Source organism: Vagococcus proximus, assembly GCF_029143285.1.
Lineage (GTDB): Bacteria > Bacillota > Bacilli > Lactobacillales > Vagococcaceae > Vagococcus_D > Vagococcus_D proximus.
The window spans coordinates 13,987-33,520 of sequence record NZ_JAPDSH010000011.1; the positions used below are offsets into that span (position 1 = coordinate 13,987).

The following is a 19,534-nucleotide window of genomic DNA, read 5'->3' on the forward strand; positions in this document are numbered from 1 at the left end:
CTCTTCCATCCCCTCATTTGTTTATCTTTATTTAATATAACACTAAAAAAAGACTCTGACTAATCAGAGTCTTTTTATTTAAATTAAACTAAACGGCCTTCTTTAATTTCTTTTTCTAATACTAAACGTTGAACTTTCATTGTTGCGGTGCGTGGAATAGCATCGAATGACATAATAATCGGTTCATTCAACGTTGGCATCTCTGCTACTAAACTCCACCAACGTGACCAGTCTATCTCACAGCCTTCTGCTACAGAAATAATCGGTTGTGGTTTATCATCAATCCCTCTAACAATAACGACTTCATCTAAAAATTCTAGTTGATCAAGTAAAATATCTTCAAGAGCTAAGTTACTATCCACTGTCTCAATTAAATCAACTTGGCGGTCATATAAGAATAATTCGCCCGCTTCATTTTTAATACCGAAATCACCACTGTCCCACCACGCATCATAAACATTGTCAGCAAAACGTTGGTCTTCTTTATAATACGTTAACGCACGGCCTTTTGATAACATTAAAATATTCCCTGGTGTATTAGCAGGTTGTTCGTTCCCCTCAGCATCCACGATTTTAACTTCCGTTAAACCTGGCATCCCAATCCCCATATCACGGGAATCAACTGACATAACCGTTTCTTTTTTGTGGAATTTGAAAATCATCGGACCACATTCACTTTGACCATACACTTGCATGAAACACGCATTAGGGTCATTTGACGCGTTTAAGAAATCAGCCATTGTACCTTTGTTAATCGCATCGAATGTTGAATGGAAGTAAGACACTGAGCTAAATGCTTCAGGGGCTTTCTTAGCCAAACGAGACCAACGTACAAAGTTGTTTGGATGTGTTTCTAATGTATACGGTTGGTACTGAATTAAGGTTGCTTTTACTTGCTCTTCTGCAAGGTTTGAGATGTTTAATAACGGGAAGCCTTTAGACATTGCTGAACTAATCCCAATATTAAAACGTGAGTGAACAGGTGAAATATGGAACGCCATTAATTTTTTCTCTGGAATTAAATCAAAGACATTACGTTGCCAAGTCGTGCGCCATCCCATTGAATTTGCTGAATGAGCAATTAATTTAGGAATACCTGTCGTCCCAGATGTATGGGTAATATAAGAAATTTGGTCACGGTCTAAGAAAGCTTGCTCAACATAGTCGCTTTCTTCGATTGGTGCCCCTACTAAATCTGCTAATTTAATAGCATGAATACGGTCACTTGCTTTTAATTCTGTGGCAACTGGCTCTGTCGCTTCATCAAAAATCAACCATGGTTTTTCTAAACGATCACTTAAAACACTCATGATTTCTGTTGGTAGATGATGTGAAATCATCGCAGGAACTGCTCCGATATAAGACACCGCAACGGCTAATAAATAAGTATCAAATCGGCTGCTTTTGAAGATAATGACTTTATCTTCTTTTTTCACACCTAACTTTATCAATTGATTGGCACGCTTCACGATAGCTTCTGTTGCTTTTTCGTAAGTAACCTCACGACCAAACTCCGGGAAAGCTGGTAAGTCTGAATCAGACTGAATCGTTACAGTAGGAAACTTTTCACTTGCCTCTTTAAAGTTGCTAAATAAATTTAATGGTTCATATGTATTTTCTGGAAATTTCATTCTGTCACTCCTTCTAAATCAATATGTTCATTTTATCACGAAGAGTATCTATAACGAAACAACTTTTTTAGCTAACTCATTATTATTTTTTAGACTGTTTTAAAACATTAATAAAACTATTACTGTTTAATAAGCCTCACATTCAAGTTATATTCCATGACCATGCAGTTTGAATCATTCCTTACGATGACTTAATCCCTAATCTTGAGACCTTCATCTGTTAGCAGATAACAGGTACCGCCAAGCGACTCTATATATTTTCTATCATGAGACACACTGACAATCGTTCCTTTAAACTCTGATAACTCTTGATATAACTGAGGATTAGTGATTGGACTTAAATTACGTGTCGGCTCATCCAAAACCAATACCTCTGCTTGGCTATGAATCATCGAAAGTAGTAAAATTTTAGCTTGCTGACCCCCACTCAACCCGCTCATTGGTGCTAGCATTTCTTCTCGAGTGAAATTAACGTTACCTAACATCGTATAAATGGCTGTCTTTTCCTCTGCCTCTCCTGTACGAACCAAAAACTCACTAGCCGATTGATCCATTGGTAACACCTCTTGGTAATTTTGTGGCATGTAACCTATCTTAGCCTTAGGTAGTTGATTGTAAATCTCTTTTAATAGTGTTGATTTACCACAGCCATTCTTTCCAGTAATCACGATTTTTTGACCCGTCAGAATCTTCAACTCAATGCCACTCGATAGGACTCCACTGTCATTTTTAAGTATTGGAACATTAATAGTTGCTAATTTCTTTCCTGCAATAATCGGCTCTGCATAGGAAAAACTAAAATAACTTTCTTTTTCATAGGCTGTAAAGCCTTTAATACTTGATTTTTCTTTTTCTAAACGTGTTCGCTGATTTTTTAAATTAGCCACTTTCTTTTGTAGACGGGGATCTGCTCTGTTCACATGTTGATGCTGATGCTCAGCTTTTTGCCAGACTTGACGCAATGCTGCTTCTCTCTCTGCCATATCACGATTCTGACTTTTTATCTGATGCTCTTCCTTTTCAATCCTCTCCTGTCTTCTTTTCCTATAACTCTCATAACCTTCTTTATCAAGAGTATGAAGTGGAATGTCCTTACGTCCGGCTAGTTCTACATGAAGAATAGCTGTCGCTGTTTTCTGAATGAATACTTCATCATGAGAGACATAAATAACAGGAATCATTGTGTCTTTAACAAAGCGTTCTAACCACTCAATCGCCTCAATATCAATATCATTAGTCGGCTCATCTAATAAAATCAAATCTGGTTCAACTGCTAGCATCGCTAAAAGTTGGTATCTCACTTTTTCGCCACCAGATAAGGTATTAAATAATTGCTCACTATATAAATTATCAATACCAAACTCTTTCATCGCTTTTAGCAACGTTTCATTCCAATCCACTTCTTGAAATAAATCCATTACCCTCACAGAGTCATTCTCATTTACCTGCTGTTTGAGATACCCCATAACGGAAGCTTGACTGCTTACCTCACCTGACACTTCTATATAATCAGGTACAAATTCTTTCCCCCTCATCACTTGGAGTAACGTTGATTTTCCATTTCCCTCTTCTCCAATGATAGCTAACTTATCTCCTTTGTTGACGGTCAAATCTAAATTTCCTATTAATGTTCGACCTGTTTTTCTTTCTTGTATGGTTAGTTTTCTTAACATCATCATACGTATCACCTACTTTTCATTTTTTAGGCTGGATTTATTTAAACTTTTAACACTAAAAACGCCTCCTTGCGCACAAAAAAACACCTCTGCCTAAACAGAGGTGTTTTAAAAAATACAAGAAAAATTCCCTAGTTCTCTTTTATCTATTTGTAGACACACTGACCCTGTTTATTTATAAGAATTATTTTTCTTTTAAATAATACAGTGTTCAAATGCGCCAACTCCTTCAAAATTTATTTTCTTAATCTTAACAAACTTTTTTTACAAAAACAAGTCCTTTTTTAACATATCAATGAATCGGACACTCTAGGTAAAAACAGTCATACGCTAAAACATAGCTCTCACAAGGTCTTAGGGTCATTTGGTAAGTATAATTTGTCTCTTTCATCAATGCATCCAGCCAGTCATTAAATGCTCCCAGCTTCATTAATCGTTCATAATGTTCTTCTAACTCTTCTTTTATACCTGCTCTATCTGTGTATAAATCATCAAAAGTAAAATAAAGTTGTTTGCTATCTTCTTTTAATTTATCAAATATTTTTTCTGCAAGAGACCAAAATGCATCCTCACCCTTTATGTTCTTCATTAAATACAGGTGATTTTTCACACGAATCCTATCTGATTCGCATAGGAAATCTAGAACATTGTCATCTTCTTTTAGTTGTTGATCATAATAAAATAAAGCTTTTTCCTCATCACCTAAGCCTGCATAAAAATCAGCAACCTCATCTAAAGTATGAAACAGATAGTCTAGACTGTGGTCTGTACCATACAGACAATTTTTAGGGACAGCATCTAGGTAGTATTTAAAATTCTCTTTATCTCCACGTTCCATAAGTAACTGTAACCCAACTTTATAATTGATAAAATCAGTTCCCTTACTTTCATGAGATAGCTCATTGAACAGTATCGATAAATCAGGTGCTTCTTTCGATTTTTCTTTTAAAAGTATTTCAACCAAACCGGCCAGTTTATCGGTTCCTTTTAAGTATTCTTGATAAAAGGTATGGTATTTTCTAGCAGCATCATACTCTTCAAAATGTAAGTAAATAATCACTAATAACGCATAGCCATTAGCATTAGTAGGATCAAGATTTAGTGCTTCTTTTAATAGCGCTATCGCATCTAACATCTCATCAATTTCTGTTACAAACTGAAGATTATCTTCTACTAGAAAAGCCGCTAAATTAGTTAGGGTCAAACTGTTACGGACACAGTCTAAATTTTCTTCTAAAAGAGGTTGGACATCTCCAACTAAAGTCAATGCTTCTTTATTTCGTTTTCTTATCTCTTTCATCTTTTCTTCCATCTCATTGTTACCTCTACTTTAGATTTACTGCTACTCTTCTATAATTATTAAGCTCAGCCTTGTTCCCTTGAAGCATTAAAAATACGGTGTATAATTCAAACTGTATAGCCCTTTTATAGTCACCCGTATCCCTTATAGAATACCATAAAAGGAGAACGAACCATGAAAAAATTCGAAACGTACTTTACTAGGTCACTTCCACTCGCTGGTATAGGAATTACCTGCATACTTGTGATGCTGTTTATTGGATACTATCAGGAACGTTCTCTACTGGCTTGGCTTTATTGTTTTATGCCATTTGGGATTAATTTAATTGTCTCAATTGGCTATCGACTTATAAAAAAATAAGAAGCAGACTTAATAATAAGTCTGCTTCTTTACGTTATTAAATTAGTTAAAACCGTTATTTTCTGATAATTCTTTGAACCAAATCCCACTCTTCTTAAGTGTACGCTCAAAGTTATTATCTAAGTCCATACGGTAGAAACCATAACGATTTGTGTAGCCATTTAACCATGACCAACAATCGATAAATGTCCATGTATGGTAACCGAAACAGTTACTTCCTGCTTCAATTCCTTTATGTAATTCTTTCAAATGATCCATCATAAATTCAATACGGTAATCATCTTGAATTTGTCCTGATTCGTCCATGAAACGTTCTTCTTGTGCGACGCCCATTCCATTTTCAGATACAAACCACGGAATATTTCCGTAATCTTCTTTCATCATGATGGCAACATCATAAAGAGCTTCTGGGTAAATCTCCCAACCACGGTACTCATTCATTTTACGCTCTGGCCAGATGTAAGGAATATAAAAATCAGACGGATCTGTTGCGTTCCCTACTAATTTCTCTTTAGGCTCTTGCACACGTCTTGGTTGGTAATAGTTTAATCCAATAAAATCAACTTTATTTTCAGCAATTAATTCTTTATCGCCTGCAACTGTTTCTGGTAATAAATCATTAGCCGCTAATAATTCTTTTAATTCAACTGGGAACTCACCTAACACAACTGGGTCTAAGAAGCTCTTCGTATTTAACAAATCAGCTTGCTTCGCAGCTAATGCATCGCCCTCTGTTTCACCACGAGAATAACAGGGTGACACGTTTAGGATGATACCAATTTTACCTTCTTGTTTAAGTTCTTTGTACGCAGCAACTGCTTTAGTGTGTGCCATAATTGTATTGTAACCCACTTGGATTGCTTTTTTGAAATCGTGGATAGCTGGATAATGATAGCCATATAAATACCCACATTCCACATGAACGATTGGCTCATTGAACGTTGCCCATGTATCCACTTGATCGCCAAATAACTCAAAGGCTGTTTTAGCATAAAAAGCAAAAGCATCAACTGACTCACGAGCTTCCCAACCGCCTTTTTCCATTAACCACCACGGCATATCAAAATGGAATAAATTAATAACAGGCTTAACGTTATTTTTTAATAACTCAGCAAAGTACTCACGGTAAAATGTAACAGCTTCTTCATTAACTGTTTTACCATCAGGCAATAGACGTGCCCATGAAATTGATGTTCTGAATGAGTTCATACTAATATCAGACATTAATTTAGCATCCTCTTTATACATATTGTACATATTTGATGTTGTTTCAGGACCTTGATTTGGCGTAAATTTATCAGGACTCAACTCATACCATTTATCCCAAGTTGTAGGTGTTTTACCATTTTTACTACCATGACCTTCTGATTGCGGTGCTGATGTTGCAGCTCCCCATAAAAAATTTTCTGGAAATTTATACATAACACGACTTCCTTTCATAACACTCACTATTTTCTTTCTCTGTTACTATATTAACGAATAAAAGTGCTCTTGCAAAGTAAGAATTTCAAAATAGGCTAGTTTTTATATGTCATCTTAAAAACATCCGCTGCTACCACTAGCCTCAACACATAGTAAGTAGCCAAACTCATTCTTCATCATTTTTAAACTAGTTCACTAGATAGAAAAAGCCTCCATATGTATGGAGGCTTTCAAACTTACTTATTCTTATTATCCTCAATTTCACTATATGAAATAAGCCTATTGATGTGTACAGCTAAGTAGGCTACTTCTTCATTGGCCATCGTTTTTCCATACACTTTTTCAATATAGTCTCGTACTTTTAAAGCTCCGTTCATAGCTTGAGGGTACAGGGTTGCAATCTGATTATAGAGCATATTATCTTCTTGAGTCATGAGCTCATCCGAAAAGAAACGCTCAACAAAAAATTTAACATGTGTTATAAAACGTGAATAGTGAATACTTTCCGTGTCTATATTCATACCTAAAGAATAACGCACCAGGTTAACAATACTTCCAATCATTTTTGCAGATTTTAACGCATTGCCTGTACTTTCTTCACCTGACTGAGCATTGATCAGATGAAACGCAATATTTCCAGCCTCCTCGAAAGGTAGCCTACAATCAAAATAGTCTTCTATCAAATCTAAACAATAATGACTGACTTCTAATTCTTTAGGATAGTAACTCGATATTTCCCAGTACACTCTATTAGTAATCGTGATTCCTTTTTTAAAACGCTCAACAGCAAAATTCAAGTGATCCATCAGCGTAAAATAAATACTAGAATTAACTTCAATATCTAATACGTCTTCCGCATGCTTAATTGTTTTTTGCGTGATTTCTAAAAATTCTTCTGGAATTGAAACTAACAGTTCAACAATTTGTTGCGCTTGGGCAGACTCGACAGGTAAGAAGACTTGATCCACATCTGATTCTAAAATCGTTTCCCCCTGTTTCTTACCATACCCAATCCCTTTACCCAAAAGTATTTTTTCTTTTCCCTCTTCCTCACCTAATATAACGCTAGAGTTTAAAACCTTTTTAATAATAATCAAACTCTCACCTCATTTGGAGTTTAGTCTAACTCATTTCCGTTTGTTTTAATCACATTTTGATACCAATCAAAAGATGCTTTTTTCTTCCGTTCTAACGTGCCATTACCGTCATCATCTTGGTCCACGTAAATAAAACCATAACGTTTAGACATCTGTGAAGTAGAGGCACTCACTAAATCAATCGGTGCCCAACTTGTAAAGCCAATTAAATCCACACCCATTTCAATCGCTTCTGCCATTGCTTTGAAATGTTCTCTAAAATACGCAATACGGTAAGGATCTTGGATCGAACCATCTTCTTCGACCGTATCTCTTGCTCCCATTCCATTTTCAACAATAAATAACGGTTTTTTATAGCGATCATATAATTCCATTAAAGAAATTTTCAGACCTTTGGGATCAATTTGCCAGCCCCACTCCGTCTCTGATAAATGAGGGTTGCGTACGCCCATTGCTGTATTTGCTGCAACACGCTCTAGCGTAGGGTCTGTCGATTCTGTTAGTGTCATATAATAACTAAATGAAATAAAATCAACTGGTGACTCTTTTAAAATCTCTCTATCTTGTTCTTCCATCTTTATCATTATACCTTTACGCTCAAATAATTTTTCAATCATCACAGGATATTCACCAAACACTTGAACATCTGAATAAAAATTAAAGTTTAAATTTTGATACAATGCTTTTTCTACATCTGATGGATTACACGTATGTGGATAGGTTGTTAACTTGGTAATCATACATCCCACTTGACTATTAGGAATAATTGCATGACATGATTTAGTTGCTAAAGCTGACGCAACAAATTGATGATGCAATGCCTGGTAAATCGCTTCTTCCAATTTATCATCAGCAAAACGTTCTGGTATAATTCCAGCCGTTGTAAATGGGTGTCTCGTAATACTATCAATCTCATTGAAGGTTAACCAGTACTTAACATAGCTACCAAAATGAGTGAAACAGGCTTCACTAAAACGGACAAAATGAGTCACCACTTCTCTTCCGTACCAACCATCATATTTCAAACTCAAGTGTAGTGGCATTTCATAATGCGACAATGTCACGATTGGTTCAATTTCATATTTTTTTAGTTCCTCAAAAACCTTAGTATAAAAATCAAGCCCCGCTTGATTAGGCTCTAATTCTTCACCTGTTGGAAAAAGGCGTGTCCAAGCAATGGATAAACGTAGTGTTTTAAAACCAAGCTCTGCAAACAGTGCGATATCTTCTTGATAATGATGGTAGAAATCAATTCCTCTGCGCTTTGGATAGATATCATCAGAGTTATCGAAACTCGCTTTTTCAATACTTTCGAGTGTCACTTTATTATGACCAGCATAGTCTGAAACACTTAAATTTGATTTATAGCTGGCCATATCTGCTACAGATAACCCTTTACCTCCAACATTCCACGCACCCTCCACTTGGTTGGCTGCAATCGCCCCCCCCCATAGAAACTCTTTTGGGAATTTTTCAACCATTACACTCGCTCCTTTTTAGATACTTCTAACATCAAATTATCTGTTCCAATTATTTTAACATCATATTCTTCTGAGTTAGTTACAATCATCATCGTTTCCATGTTATAGCCAGCTTCTTCTATTTTCTTTCTATCAAATCTTATTAAGTCTTGACCTGCTTCTACATGCTCATCTACTTTTACTAGAGATTCAAAATACTTCCCTTTTAACTGTACAGTATCAAGTCCTATATGAAATAGCAACTCTGCACCATTCTCTAATTCCATCCCTAAAGCATGGTTGGTATCAAAAACCATTTTAATTGTCCCACTCACTGGTGCTTTTAGACAATCATCTGAAGGGATAACCGCTAAACCTTCACCCATAATTTTAGCTGAGAATACTTGATCAGGGACTTGACTTAAATTAATAGTATCACCTGAAACAGGAGCTGGTACCATTACTGTTTCCGTCGTCTTAAATTGGTTAGTTTTCTCAACGTTTAATTCATCCGTTGCGTTACTATTATCATCTTTGTACAAAATAAAAGCTGAAACAAAAGCTACTGCAAATGAAATCGCAAAGGCAATAAAAGCGTTAATAATATTTGATGGGGCTTCTTTTGACACAAACATTGTCATACTTGCTAGACCTGGCCCTACGGGTACATAAGCAGCAATCGCTGTTAAGCCAACATAAGCTCCCCCTACTAACCCACCGAACACAACTGAACCTAATACTTTTTTATTTAAAATAGTAATCCCATATAATGCGGGTTCTGTGATACCAAATACTGCTGAAATCCCAGCTGATAAGGCTGTTGATTTCTTATCTGCTTCTTTACTCTTGAAAAATACAGCAAAACAAGCGCCTGCTTCTGCAAGATTGTGAGCTAATGAAGCAGGTAAATATAACAGTTCTTTTCCTAATTCAGTCATTGATGAAACTGCATACGGTCCCATTGCTTTATGCATACCTGTGGCAACCATAAATGGCGAAATTGCTGCCAATAACGCTACGGCAATCCAACCTACTTTTGCGTACAACCCTACAATAACCGCACTTAAAGCCGAACCAATATAGAAACCAATTGGTCCTAAAATTAATAATGTCACTGGAATTGTTACAAGTAATGACAGTAATGGCACAACAAATATTCGTGTTGCTTTCGGCGTATACTTCTTAAAGAAGCGTTCCATTACTGCATAAAATAACACACATAAAATAGCTGGAAATACTTGTGAGGCATAGGCAATATTTGGAATTGTCATTCCGAAAAGTGTCAATCCTTCAGCCATACTTGCAGTCATAGCAGGTAATAATAAGATACTCACTGCTGATGTTGCAACCAATGTATTAACCTTTAATTTATTAGCTGTTGTGATTGCTACTAAAATAGGTAAGAAGTAAATCGGAGCATCTCCAATCGCACTTAATACTTTAAAGGTATCTCCCTTATCACTTAACCAGCCAAACATTGAGACTAGTAAGACTAATGATTTCAAAATTCCTGCACCAGCAATCGCTGGTACTAACGGTTGAAATACACTTACAATGAAATCAAGTAAGATATTCCCAAAACTTTGCTTTTCTTTAGAATCTGACGCCTCTGCTGATAATGCACCTACTTCTTTCATAAACTCATCATAAACTTCAACAACATCGTTTCCAATAATGACCTGACATTGACTTGCTACCACCAAACCAAGAACACCTGGTATAGCTTCAATCGCCTTTTTATCAACCTTACTATTATCCTTTAAAGATAAACGTAAACGAGTCGAACAATGTTCAACATGACTAATATTTTCTTTTCCACCAATGTGGATGAGTATTTCTTTTGATACCTGTTTATAATCCATATTTTTCTCCCCTTTTTAGGCTTTTAGACCAACGAAAAAGGACCTAAATACACAGTCCTCCCCTTGGAGAAATTGTGTATTTAGGTCCTGCCTGCTTTACCAGTCACATGCCTGAAATATAAAGCTATTATATAAAGCCTTTTCATGATTGTCAAGACTTCTTAATTATCTTACTTATTTTCTTTTAAATACATCTCATGAAATTTAGGATCAACCTGAGTCGTTCCTTCTTTAAAAAAGATACTTTCTGTTTCGGCTTTGGTTGCTTCTGAATAATACCACTTTTTCCATCTTAAGTAATCTAGACTTTCTGATAAACTCGTTATCTTGTCCTCTAACTCTTTTTCTTTTTTCTTAATAAAATCATAGCGATCCTCTAAAGTACAATCCCCCTGTAAACACATTTCTATAAATAATGCGATTTGTTTCACTTCAATCCCTGCGCGTTTTAAACAAAGAATTGTATCTAAATATTGAAAATCACTTTCTAAAAAATAACGTCTATTCGCTTTATCCTTTTTTACAAAGGGAATAAGTCCTTCTTTATCGTAATATCTTAAAGTATCTGTCGATACATCATATTTTTTGGCAATTTCACCAATTGTATAGTTTTTCATAATTCCCCCTTGACTTGGAGTTTACTCCAAGTGATATGCTACAGTATATCACAGAGAAAAGAGGAACAACAATGACTACAAAACCATTAATCGTTATCACAGGAGCAAGTTCTGGATTTGGTGCAGAAATCGCTAAATTATTTAATCAATCGGGATTTCCAATGCTCTTACTTGGACGTCGTATCGATAAAATAGAAGCCTTACCATTAGATTTTAAAAACGTTATGATAAAAAAAGTAGACGTAACAGATTTGAACCTATTTAAAGAAGCGGTTCAAGATGCAGAAAAAATTTACGGCCCTACTGATTTACTTGTTAACAATGCAGGCGTTATGCTGTTAGGTAACTTAGAAACCCAAGACCCTAAAGAATGGGAAACAATGTTAACAACTAACGTATTGGGTGTTTTAAACGGTATGACTATTGTTCTAGAAACTATGAAACAAAATAACAGAGGGACTATTATTAATATGTCTTCCATTGCTGGCTTCAAAGCATTTACAAACCATGCTGCTTACGTGGCTTCAAAATTCGGTGTTCACGGTGCGACGGAAACAGTTCGACAAGAAGTTGCGGCTCATAATGTTCGTGTCTCTCTTGTCGCTCCAGGAGCAGCTGAAACAGAACTGTTATCTCACACCACTGATCAACAGGCCCTTTCAGATTACAACAGTTGGAAGCAAACAATGGGCGGCATCACATTAGACCCCATTCACGTTGCTCAAACTGTTAAGTTTATTTACGATATGCCACAAAATGTGACGATTCGTGAAATTGATATCTCAGCAACTAAACAAGAAGGGTAATAAAAAAACTGAACAGCCACGAGGCTGTTCAGTTTTTTTCTATATAATATTAACCATTAGTTGTTTCTCTCGTCCTCTTAATTCCAACTTATACTTCACATGACGTTTCAGTTGCTTTAAGGATCTACTTTCATTCGGCTTCAAGTCAAATTCGGCTACCGATTTACCCGTTTCATAGTCACTAATTTTTACTTTTAATGATTCCTTATCAACTCTATTAGAATCATTAATTATCTCCTTGTCATAAAAGATACTGTTAAAAACAAAGTAATCTTCTCCTGTAGAATGCCCAATGAATTTCTCTTTATAAAAAGTAGCAGTGTGCCAGTCCAACTCATTCTCCTCCTTATTAACCATCACCATATGAACAGGTGAGAAATAATGAAAGAAATTAGTCGACTCTTTTAATACCATTCCTAAAATAACAAAGCTGATAATCAGCGCACTTGTTAACCCTGCAATCCACAATTTTCGTTTCTTTCCTTTTCGTTGCTCCTTACTTACTTCTTGAATCATCTCTGTATCCTCTCTTAATAACGAATCTAGGGAAAGATTAAAAATATCACTTAACTCCACAATCATATCAAGGTCAGGATAATTTCGTCCTACCTCCCAGTTTGAAATCGTCGAACGTGACACATTCAATTTATCTGCCAACTCTTGCTGTTTCATATTACTCTCTTTTCGTGCCGCACTGATACGTTTATTAATCACTGACATTTTAACGTCCTCCCTGAATCGTATTATCGGATACCTCTTTTCAAAAGTAACGCGTGTTTCTCTATCATAAAGGAAACAGCTAAAAAAAGTCTACAAAATCTCGTGACACAATCTGTGGCATTGGCTTTATATCAAGGTTTAGGAGTGAATGTCTTTCGCTAAAGTCTCTAAAGCTTGTCGGTCTGTAATCCGGTAAATCGGCTTCTCTTTTTGGATATAGCCTGCTTCTTGTAGCTGCTCAAACGTATACAATAAATGACGATAACTAATACTCAAATACTCTGCCACCTCTGTATGCTTTTCATGATAAATTCCCTCTTGTTCCGTATACAAAATAAACGCTGCTAATCGGTTTACTAAAGAATAGTTCAGCCCTTCGCTAAAACGCTCCGTTCTATTTAATAATTTTTCAACTAAATACTTGTTCATTTCTTGTAAAAAAGTCACATCGTTTAATAATGTTTCTTTATGGTCATTAAGAGAAATTGCCAAACACATGCAGCTCGACTGAGCAATAACATCTTTCGTATAGTCTTCTGTACCAAATAATCCCAGTTCACCGATCATTTCTCCAGGCTTAACAAAATGAATTATCGACCGTTTGCCATCCTCATGGATAAAATAAATTTTTGCGGTCCCTTCAAGTAACACGTATAAAATCTCAGTTTGGCTATTAAACGCAATAATCGTTTCTCCTTTGTCAAACTGCTCTAGATGAGCTATTTTTTCTAAAGGTAAAGACGTTATTTGACGAACGGACTGCAACACTCTTAGCTGTTTTTCATCTTGGCTTAACACTATCTTTTTCATCTTAACCTCCTAATGTGAGATATCTCATATTATTATCAGTCTAAGTACTGTAAATTACAAGTGAAAGGACGGTGTACCTATGAAAAAAATAAACACGTTACTGCTTTCTTTACTCTTTTATACGTTAACAGGATTTGGCATTAGCTTAACGATTATCGCTGGGATTGGGGTAAGTAGCCTAAATGCAATGAACTTAAGTTTGGCAGAATTGTTCTCTCTAAAAATAGGGACAATTACCGCACTTGTTAACAGCTTGTTCCTCATCCTCTACATTATTTTAACGAAAGGAAAGTTACTTAAAACCTATCTGATACAAGCCTTGTCAGTCTTTAGCTTGGGATTTGTCATTAACTTCTTCACCTATCAGCTTTTAGGTTCAATCACACTTACAGACTACCCAACGAGACTTTTACTTTTTATCCTTGCTTCACTTATCGGTGGTTTCGGAACAGGTATGGTTCTAAATCTAAAAGTCCTTGCCTTTCCAATTGAAAGTGTCTGTCAGATTATTTCTAGTCAACGAGCTATCCCATTTTCAAAAGTACGTTATGGCGTAGACATCTTCTCGGTTGGCACCTCACTTGTCATCTCTCTAATGACGCAATCTGACATATATGTTAGAGAAGGGACTATCATCAGCTTAATCCTACTTAGCATGACGATTAGTATAACCAAATCACTCTACGAAAAATATAGTGTACCAAAACTATCTCAAACAAAAAAATGCAAAAGTCATGTTTGATTTAACATGACTTTTGCATTTTTTTACTCTATATACCTCTAACTTTTAAATGAATTTAATCTGACAATTTCCTTTATACAGTTTCTCACCTTTACGAGTAACAGTCTAACACCTCATCCTTTGTTAGTTAGCCTTTATAGCTTTAAACCTTCTTCAAAGTAATGATTATCACCAATGGTTTCTACTGTTAGCTTGCCATCGTCATATACAATTTTTGTTACACTTACATTTTTAAGTGGTTTGCCTTCATACTTGTCCGACAAACTTGATAACATCACATTAATTGCCATACCATGACTAACAACCAGCACATTTTTATTGCCTGCTTCACTTTCAGTTTTACCGATTTTTTCAAGTGTTTTTGTCATTCGGTCGATAATCATATTAGAATCTTCAGCAATCCCTATTTCATCTAGCTCTTTATACGTATCAGCTAATTTGTTCCAATACATTTTACCTGTTTTCGCTTCAAACTCTTCGCCATCTTTATAGCCATTTTTTTCAGCTAGTTTAACACTTGATTCGGCAATTCTATCGCCCTCAAACGAACCATAAGACGCTTCTCTAAGTCCCTCGTCATAAGTTACTTTAAGGTCTTTTTGACCTGTGTTTGCTAAGACGTGAGAGGCTGTATCGTAAGCTCGTTTCAAGTCACTAGAATAAGCTGAATCGAATGTTATTTTTTCTGCTTTTAAGCCTTTACCTAAAGCATCTGCGACTTCTTCACCTTTTTCAGTCAGAGGTGTATCAGACCAACCTTGGACTTTTGACGTTAAATTAAACAATGTTTCACCATGTCGTGTTAAATAAATCGTAACAGGTTCTGAACCTTTCGCCTTTTCAGCAGGCTTATTTTCAGCTTTTCCACACGCTGTTAAAGCCATCATACTCATTGCTACTACCGATACCAATACCCCTATTTTTTTAACTTTTTTCATATAAACCCCTCTTTCATTTTATAAAAGAAAATACATATGAATCTTATTGACTGTTGTAAAAGTGATTAAAAACATGCGGTAAATTGTCAATTAAAGTATAACATACTATAACTAAAATGAAAGCGCATTCTAAAGTTAATCCAAATAAGAAACCTTTTTTAGTTATTACTTTGTCTAAATCATTGAGACACGCTATAATTAACAACTATGACAGAGTAATTTAGAAGGAGATAACCATGCAGAAAATCATTTGGATTAATGGAACTTTTGGCTCTGGGAAAACAACCTTAGCCACTCAACTTAAAGCTGACATAAAAAAGAGTTTCCTCTTTGACCCTGAGACAATCGGAGGCATCTTATCAACTATCATTCCCAAGAACTTTCAAACTGGCAATTTTCAGGATCTACCTAGTTGGCGTTTTTTGACTTATCACGTACTTGCCACACTAAATAAATTCTATAAAGGGACGATTATCGTTCCTATGACTCTTTGTAATAAGGACTACTATGAAGAGATTATTGGTAAAATGATACATCAAACTATTCCAGTCGAACATTATATCCTAATCGCTTCCACAGAAACAATAGAAAATCGTCTTAAGAAACGTGAACGTGAGGAACAAAGTGATGAAACATTTGCACGTCAAATGATGGCCGACTGTGTGAAAGCCCTAAGTCACGATATTCCTGGTATTAAAATTGAAACGGATACACTCACCACAACAGATATTTCTAAGTTTATTTTAAATCATCAAGTTAAAACTAAACGAGTATAAGAGAATAAAACTTACCTATTGCGAAACACTAAAACTAAGCGTATAATCCGAATTGAAAAGAGAACCATGCGTCAACATGATTCTCTAGTCGTAAAGCCAGAATGATGGCGACTTCTTAAATTTAAAAAGTAACCCTAATCCGGTGAATGATTATGAGGGTTATTTTTTTTTTCGTCTTTTTTTATAAGCGCTACAATCGTGGTAACAAGCAGAAGTACAAAACTTCCAAATGCCAACATCAATTGTAAGCAACTCGCAACAGACAAAAGGCCTCTCCTTTCATAGATTTCGATACTTACTTTCATAAGCATCACCTCCACTTCCAGATAGCCACCATCACAACTTCTTTACTCGCTCATTGTAGTCTTAATAAGTAAGATATAAAAGCGAACATGAGTGTTTTTCCTTACTTTATTTTACTCTTATTTTTCCAATAAAAAGTATAACTAAAAAACGTAAAAGTCATGTTAAATCGTACATAACTTTTACGTTTTTTAATAATATACTAATCGCCTAACTCTTCTCCTGCAGTCTCTATTACTTTTTTATACCAATGGAAACTATCTTTTCTGATACGGTTTAGCGAGCCGTTTCCTTCGTCATCTCTATCCACGTAGACAAAGCCATAACGTTTCTTCATCTCACCGGTACCTGCACTAATCAAATCTATACAGCCCCACATCGTATAGCCAAGTAACTCTATCCCATCTTGATTAATACCTTCATCCATTGATTTAAAATTTTGTCGTAAATACTCAATACGATAATCATCATGAACTTTTCCTTCTTTAGTTAGTTCATCTGCCCAGCCAATCCCATTTTCAACAACCCAAAGTGGCTTATGATAACGATCATAAAGGGTATTCATTGCTAAGCGTAAACAAGCAGGATCTGTCGCCCAGCCCCATGCATTTGTTTTTAAGTAAGGATTTTTAATTCCCATTAATAAATTACCACTCGCTTCTAGCACATCTTCATGTGTTGTGAGAGTGCTTGAGCCATAGCATGAAAAACTTAAAAAATCTGCTGAATAGTTTTTCAATAAATCATAATCCTCAGGACAATCTTCTAATACGATACCTTCACGTTCATATTTTTTTATTCTGTATTCAGGATACTTCCCACCTGTTTGAACATCGGAATAAAATAACATGGCTTGCATTGATTCCATAACAAACAGTTGGTCTTTAGGGTCACAACTATAAGCATACATTGGTTGATAAGCTAACATCTGACCCACTTGAATATCTTGAGATAACTCATGGGCATATTTTACAACTTTAGCACTTGCGACAAATTGATTGTGTGCCCCTTGCGCTTTATTTTGAGGTGTCCCATTACTAATCCCGCCTGCCATAAAGGGGCCGAACTCCATACAATTAATTTCATTAAATGTTAGCCAATACTTAACTTTTCCTTCGTAACGTTTAATGACGGTTTTGGCATAGGTTTCAAAGAAGTCAATACACTTACGATTCGTCCACCCACCGTATTTAATCACAAGATTTAAAGGTGTTTCATAATGAGATAGCGTCACTAAAGGTTCGATCCCATACTTTAAGCACTCATCAAACACTTTGTCATAAAAAGCAAGACCTTCTTCATTTGGTTCTGCATCATCACCATTTGGAAAAATACGAGCCCAGTTCAAGCTCATGCGAAAGGTTTTAAAACCCATCTCACCCATCAGTGCGATATCCTCTTCATAATGATGATAAAAATCAGTCGCTTGATGACTTGGATAATACTCTCCTTCTAATACTGCTGGAATTGTCCCTTCAGGAATCGTTGTGTTTGAACCAAACTGCATCGTGCCTGAACCGGTTTCTTTGGTTTCAGGATTTAACCATGTTATTCTTCGAGGTTCGGTATGTGAGCCAGACGTCATCACATCAGCTGTACTTAATCCCTTACCACCGTCTAAATAACCACCTTCAAATTGATTGGCAGCTGTTGCACCGCCCCATAAAAATGTTTTTGGAAATACCATTACTGTTTCCTCCTTCTTTATTTATGAAGTAGCCAGTTCTTTCGCTGCTTCTTCTGATTTTTCTTTTGCAATTAACTGTTTTTCGTATATTTTGAAGAATGGATAGTAAATAATAAATGCAGGAATAATCATTAAATAATCCCATATTGCATTTTGCCATCTTAGGGTTGATAAATAACCTGAAAATCCCATAGGCAATAATGCCATAACAGCAATCCATCCCGGTTGTAAAAATCCTACTTTAAACGCTATTAACATTAATATCATAATAATTGGAACGCTTAATACATAAGGAATACATAAAATCGGGTTATACATAATTGGCATACCAAATGCCAGCGGTTCATTAATCCCAAACCAACCAGGTCCTGCAGAAACTTTTGCAATTGCATTAATTTGTTTCGATTTTGATCGCAATCCCAATATAGCTAACGGTAATGTATTTCCAGTACCACCTACAGCTGCTATAGCTCCCCATAGAATAACAGGATAAAAAACTAACGGTTCACCTGCAGCATGATTCGCACCATTTTCTGCAATCGATTGTAATAACATCGGTGTTAATACTGTCCCAACAATCATTGTTCCATGAATACCAAAACACCATAATAACGTAGCAAAAATACCTAAGATAAACATACCTGGAATAGATGTCAATGCTCCTAATGGTGCCGACAGTAAAAGCATAAAGCCAGAACAAACATTTAAAGCACCATGTGAAACGCTTAAAACAAGACCATTAATAATAATAAAGAATGTCACGCTAAAAAATAAGGGCACAATAGCTGAAAAACCATCTTGTAAGAACGGTGGTACAACACTCGGCATTTTAATTCTAATATTATGATCAATACAATATTTCTCAATATGAACTGAAATATACACTACAATAAATCCAATAAACATACCTTGTGCACCTAAATATGACATACTAATACTTACTGCTCCCGTTTCTGCTGTGATAAGTAAACCAGCTACAACTAAGAAACATACTAACGCATCTACAGCATGCATCAGGGGTGACTTCATTTTTAAATTTTTAGAATAATTATAGGCAAAAAATATTACTACCCACAAAGATAAGCTATTCATCGTAAATTGATAGGGCAAATAGAGTAAGTTATAAATCATACTCTCTCTTTCAATCAAATTAAACATATCTGGACCAATTACTGAAACCATAATTTGAAAAATCGCTCCGACCATAATAATACCCATTAGCGACATCATCGCAGCTTGTAAAGATGTTAGAAATAAATTACTACCTAATTTTTGTCCAAATGTTTGAAGTTTTTTCATAAACGCACTTTCAAATAATTTATCCATA

The 19,534-nt window shown here is 35.6% G+C and carries 18 protein-coding genes; 4 read left to right on the plus strand and 14 right to left on the minus strand.

Annotated features, from left to right (window positions below):
* Window positions 1–83 precede the first annotated feature (83 nt).
* From OL233_RS10890 to OL233_RS10900, 3 genes are all read right to left on the minus strand, one after another.
* On the minus strand, window positions 84–1,631 hold the full coding sequence (locus OL233_RS10890) for an AMP-binding protein (protein ID WP_275472333.1): 1,548 nt from the start codon (window positions 1,629–1,631) through the stop codon (window positions 84–86).
* A gap of 191 nt (window positions 1,632–1,822) precedes the next feature.
* Window positions 1,823–3,310 carry an ATP-binding cassette domain-containing protein gene (locus OL233_RS10895; RefSeq protein ID WP_275472334.1) on the minus strand — a complete coding sequence of 496 codons (1,488 nt, stop codon included), beginning with the start codon at window positions 3,308–3,310 and terminating at the stop codon, window positions 1,823–1,825.
* A gap of 289 nt (window positions 3,311–3,599) precedes the next feature.
* Window positions 3,600–4,619: a tetratricopeptide repeat protein gene (locus OL233_RS10900; RefSeq protein ID WP_275472335.1), complete on the minus strand. Its 1,020-nt coding sequence runs from the start codon at window positions 4,617–4,619 to the stop codon at window positions 3,600–3,602.
* A 162-nt stretch (window positions 4,620–4,781) separates the two neighbouring features.
* Here OL233_RS10900 and OL233_RS10905 point away from each other — a divergent pair, with 162 nt between their 5' ends.
* Window positions 4,782–4,967, plus strand: coding sequence for a hypothetical protein (locus OL233_RS10905; RefSeq protein WP_275472336.1), 186 nt, complete (start codon window positions 4,782–4,784; stop codon window positions 4,965–4,967).
* A 42-nt stretch (window positions 4,968–5,009) separates the two neighbouring features.
* Here the strand turns inward: OL233_RS10905 and OL233_RS10910 are convergent, their stop codons facing one another.
* The 5 genes from OL233_RS10910 to OL233_RS10930 all read right to left on the minus strand — a co-directional run bounded on the left by OL233_RS10910 (window position 5,010) and on the right by OL233_RS10930 (window position 11,425).
* The gene (locus OL233_RS10910) at window positions 5,010–6,389 is read right to left on the minus strand and encodes a glycoside hydrolase family 1 protein (protein WP_275472337.1); all 1,380 of its coding nucleotides are present in this window, start codon (window positions 6,387–6,389) and stop codon (window positions 5,010–5,012) included.
* Window positions 6,390–6,625: 236 nt separating this feature from the next.
* Window positions 6,626–7,486 (minus strand): PRD domain-containing protein, encoded by an 861-nt coding sequence (locus OL233_RS10915; protein WP_275472338.1) that lies wholly within the window; start codon window positions 7,484–7,486, stop codon window positions 6,626–6,628.
* Between the two features lie 20 nt (window positions 7,487–7,506).
* On the minus strand, window positions 7,507–8,967 hold the full coding sequence (locus tag OL233_RS10920; protein ID WP_275472339.1) for a glycoside hydrolase family 1 protein: 1,461 nt from the start codon (window positions 8,965–8,967) through the stop codon (window positions 7,507–7,509).
* Window positions 8,967–10,808 (minus strand): beta-glucoside-specific PTS transporter subunit IIABC, encoded by a 1,842-nt coding sequence (locus OL233_RS10925; RefSeq protein ID WP_275472340.1) that lies wholly within the window; start codon window positions 10,806–10,808, stop codon window positions 8,967–8,969. Before OL233_RS10925 ends, OL233_RS10920 begins: the two co-directional genes overlap by 1 nt.
* A 170-nt stretch (window positions 10,809–10,978) precedes the next feature.
* A complete protein-coding gene (locus OL233_RS10930; RefSeq protein WP_275472341.1) occupies window positions 10,979–11,425 on the minus strand; it encodes a MerR family transcriptional regulator in 447 nt (148 codons plus the stop codon).
* Window positions 11,426–11,496: 71 nt separating this feature from the next.
* On the opposite strand from OL233_RS10930, the gene OL233_RS10935 reads away from it, so the two are divergent.
* The gene (locus OL233_RS10935) at window positions 11,497–12,231 is read left to right on the plus strand and encodes an SDR family oxidoreductase (RefSeq protein ID WP_275472342.1); all 735 of its coding nucleotides are present in this window, start codon (window positions 11,497–11,499) and stop codon (window positions 12,229–12,231) included.
* Between the two features lie 39 nt (window positions 12,232–12,270).
* Here the strand turns inward: OL233_RS10935 and OL233_RS10940 are convergent, their stop codons facing one another.
* Window positions 12,271–12,951, minus strand: coding sequence for a helix-turn-helix domain-containing protein (locus OL233_RS10940; protein WP_275472343.1), 681 nt, complete (start codon window positions 12,949–12,951; stop codon window positions 12,271–12,273).
* 138 nt (window positions 12,952–13,089) lie between these two features.
* Window positions 13,090–13,761 carry a transcriptional regulator YeiL gene (gene yeiL / locus OL233_RS10945; protein WP_275472344.1) on the minus strand — a complete coding sequence of 224 codons (672 nt, stop codon included), beginning with the start codon at window positions 13,759–13,761 and terminating at the stop codon, window positions 13,090–13,092.
* Window positions 13,762–13,840: 79 nt separating this feature from the next.
* Here yeiL and OL233_RS10950 point away from each other — a divergent pair, with 79 nt between their 5' ends.
* Window positions 13,841–14,503, plus strand: coding sequence for a YczE/YyaS/YitT family protein (locus tag OL233_RS10950; protein WP_275472345.1), 663 nt, complete (start codon window positions 13,841–13,843; stop codon window positions 14,501–14,503).
* Window positions 14,504–14,637: 134 nt separating this feature from the next.
* Here the strand turns inward: OL233_RS10950 and OL233_RS10955 are convergent, their stop codons facing one another.
* On the minus strand, window positions 14,638–15,441 hold the full coding sequence (locus OL233_RS10955) for a histidine phosphatase family protein (RefSeq protein ID WP_275472346.1): 804 nt from the start codon (window positions 15,439–15,441) through the stop codon (window positions 14,638–14,640).
* 236 nt (window positions 15,442–15,677) lie between these two features.
* Here OL233_RS10955 and OL233_RS10960 point away from each other — a divergent pair, with 236 nt between their 5' ends.
* On the plus strand, window positions 15,678–16,217 hold the full coding sequence (locus tag OL233_RS10960; protein WP_275472347.1) for an AAA family ATPase: 540 nt from the start codon (window positions 15,678–15,680) through the stop codon (window positions 16,215–16,217).
* Between the two features lie 134 nt (window positions 16,218–16,351).
* On the opposite strand, the gene OL233_RS10965 is transcribed toward OL233_RS10960, so the two are convergent.
* From OL233_RS10965 to OL233_RS10975, 3 genes are all read right to left on the minus strand, one after another.
* Window positions 16,352–16,522, minus strand: coding sequence for a putative holin-like toxin (locus OL233_RS10965; protein ID WP_275472348.1), 171 nt, complete (start codon window positions 16,520–16,522; stop codon window positions 16,352–16,354).
* Between the two features lie 200 nt (window positions 16,523–16,722).
* Window positions 16,723–18,207: a family 1 glycosylhydrolase gene (locus OL233_RS10970; RefSeq protein WP_275472349.1), complete on the minus strand. Its 1,485-nt coding sequence runs from the start codon at window positions 18,205–18,207 to the stop codon at window positions 16,723–16,725.
* A 21-nt stretch (window positions 18,208–18,228) separates the two neighbouring features.
* Window positions 18,229–19,533, minus strand: coding sequence for a PTS sugar transporter subunit IIC (locus OL233_RS10975; RefSeq protein ID WP_275472350.1), 1,305 nt, complete (start codon window positions 19,531–19,533; stop codon window positions 18,229–18,231).
* Window position 19,534: the final 1 nt, after the last annotated feature.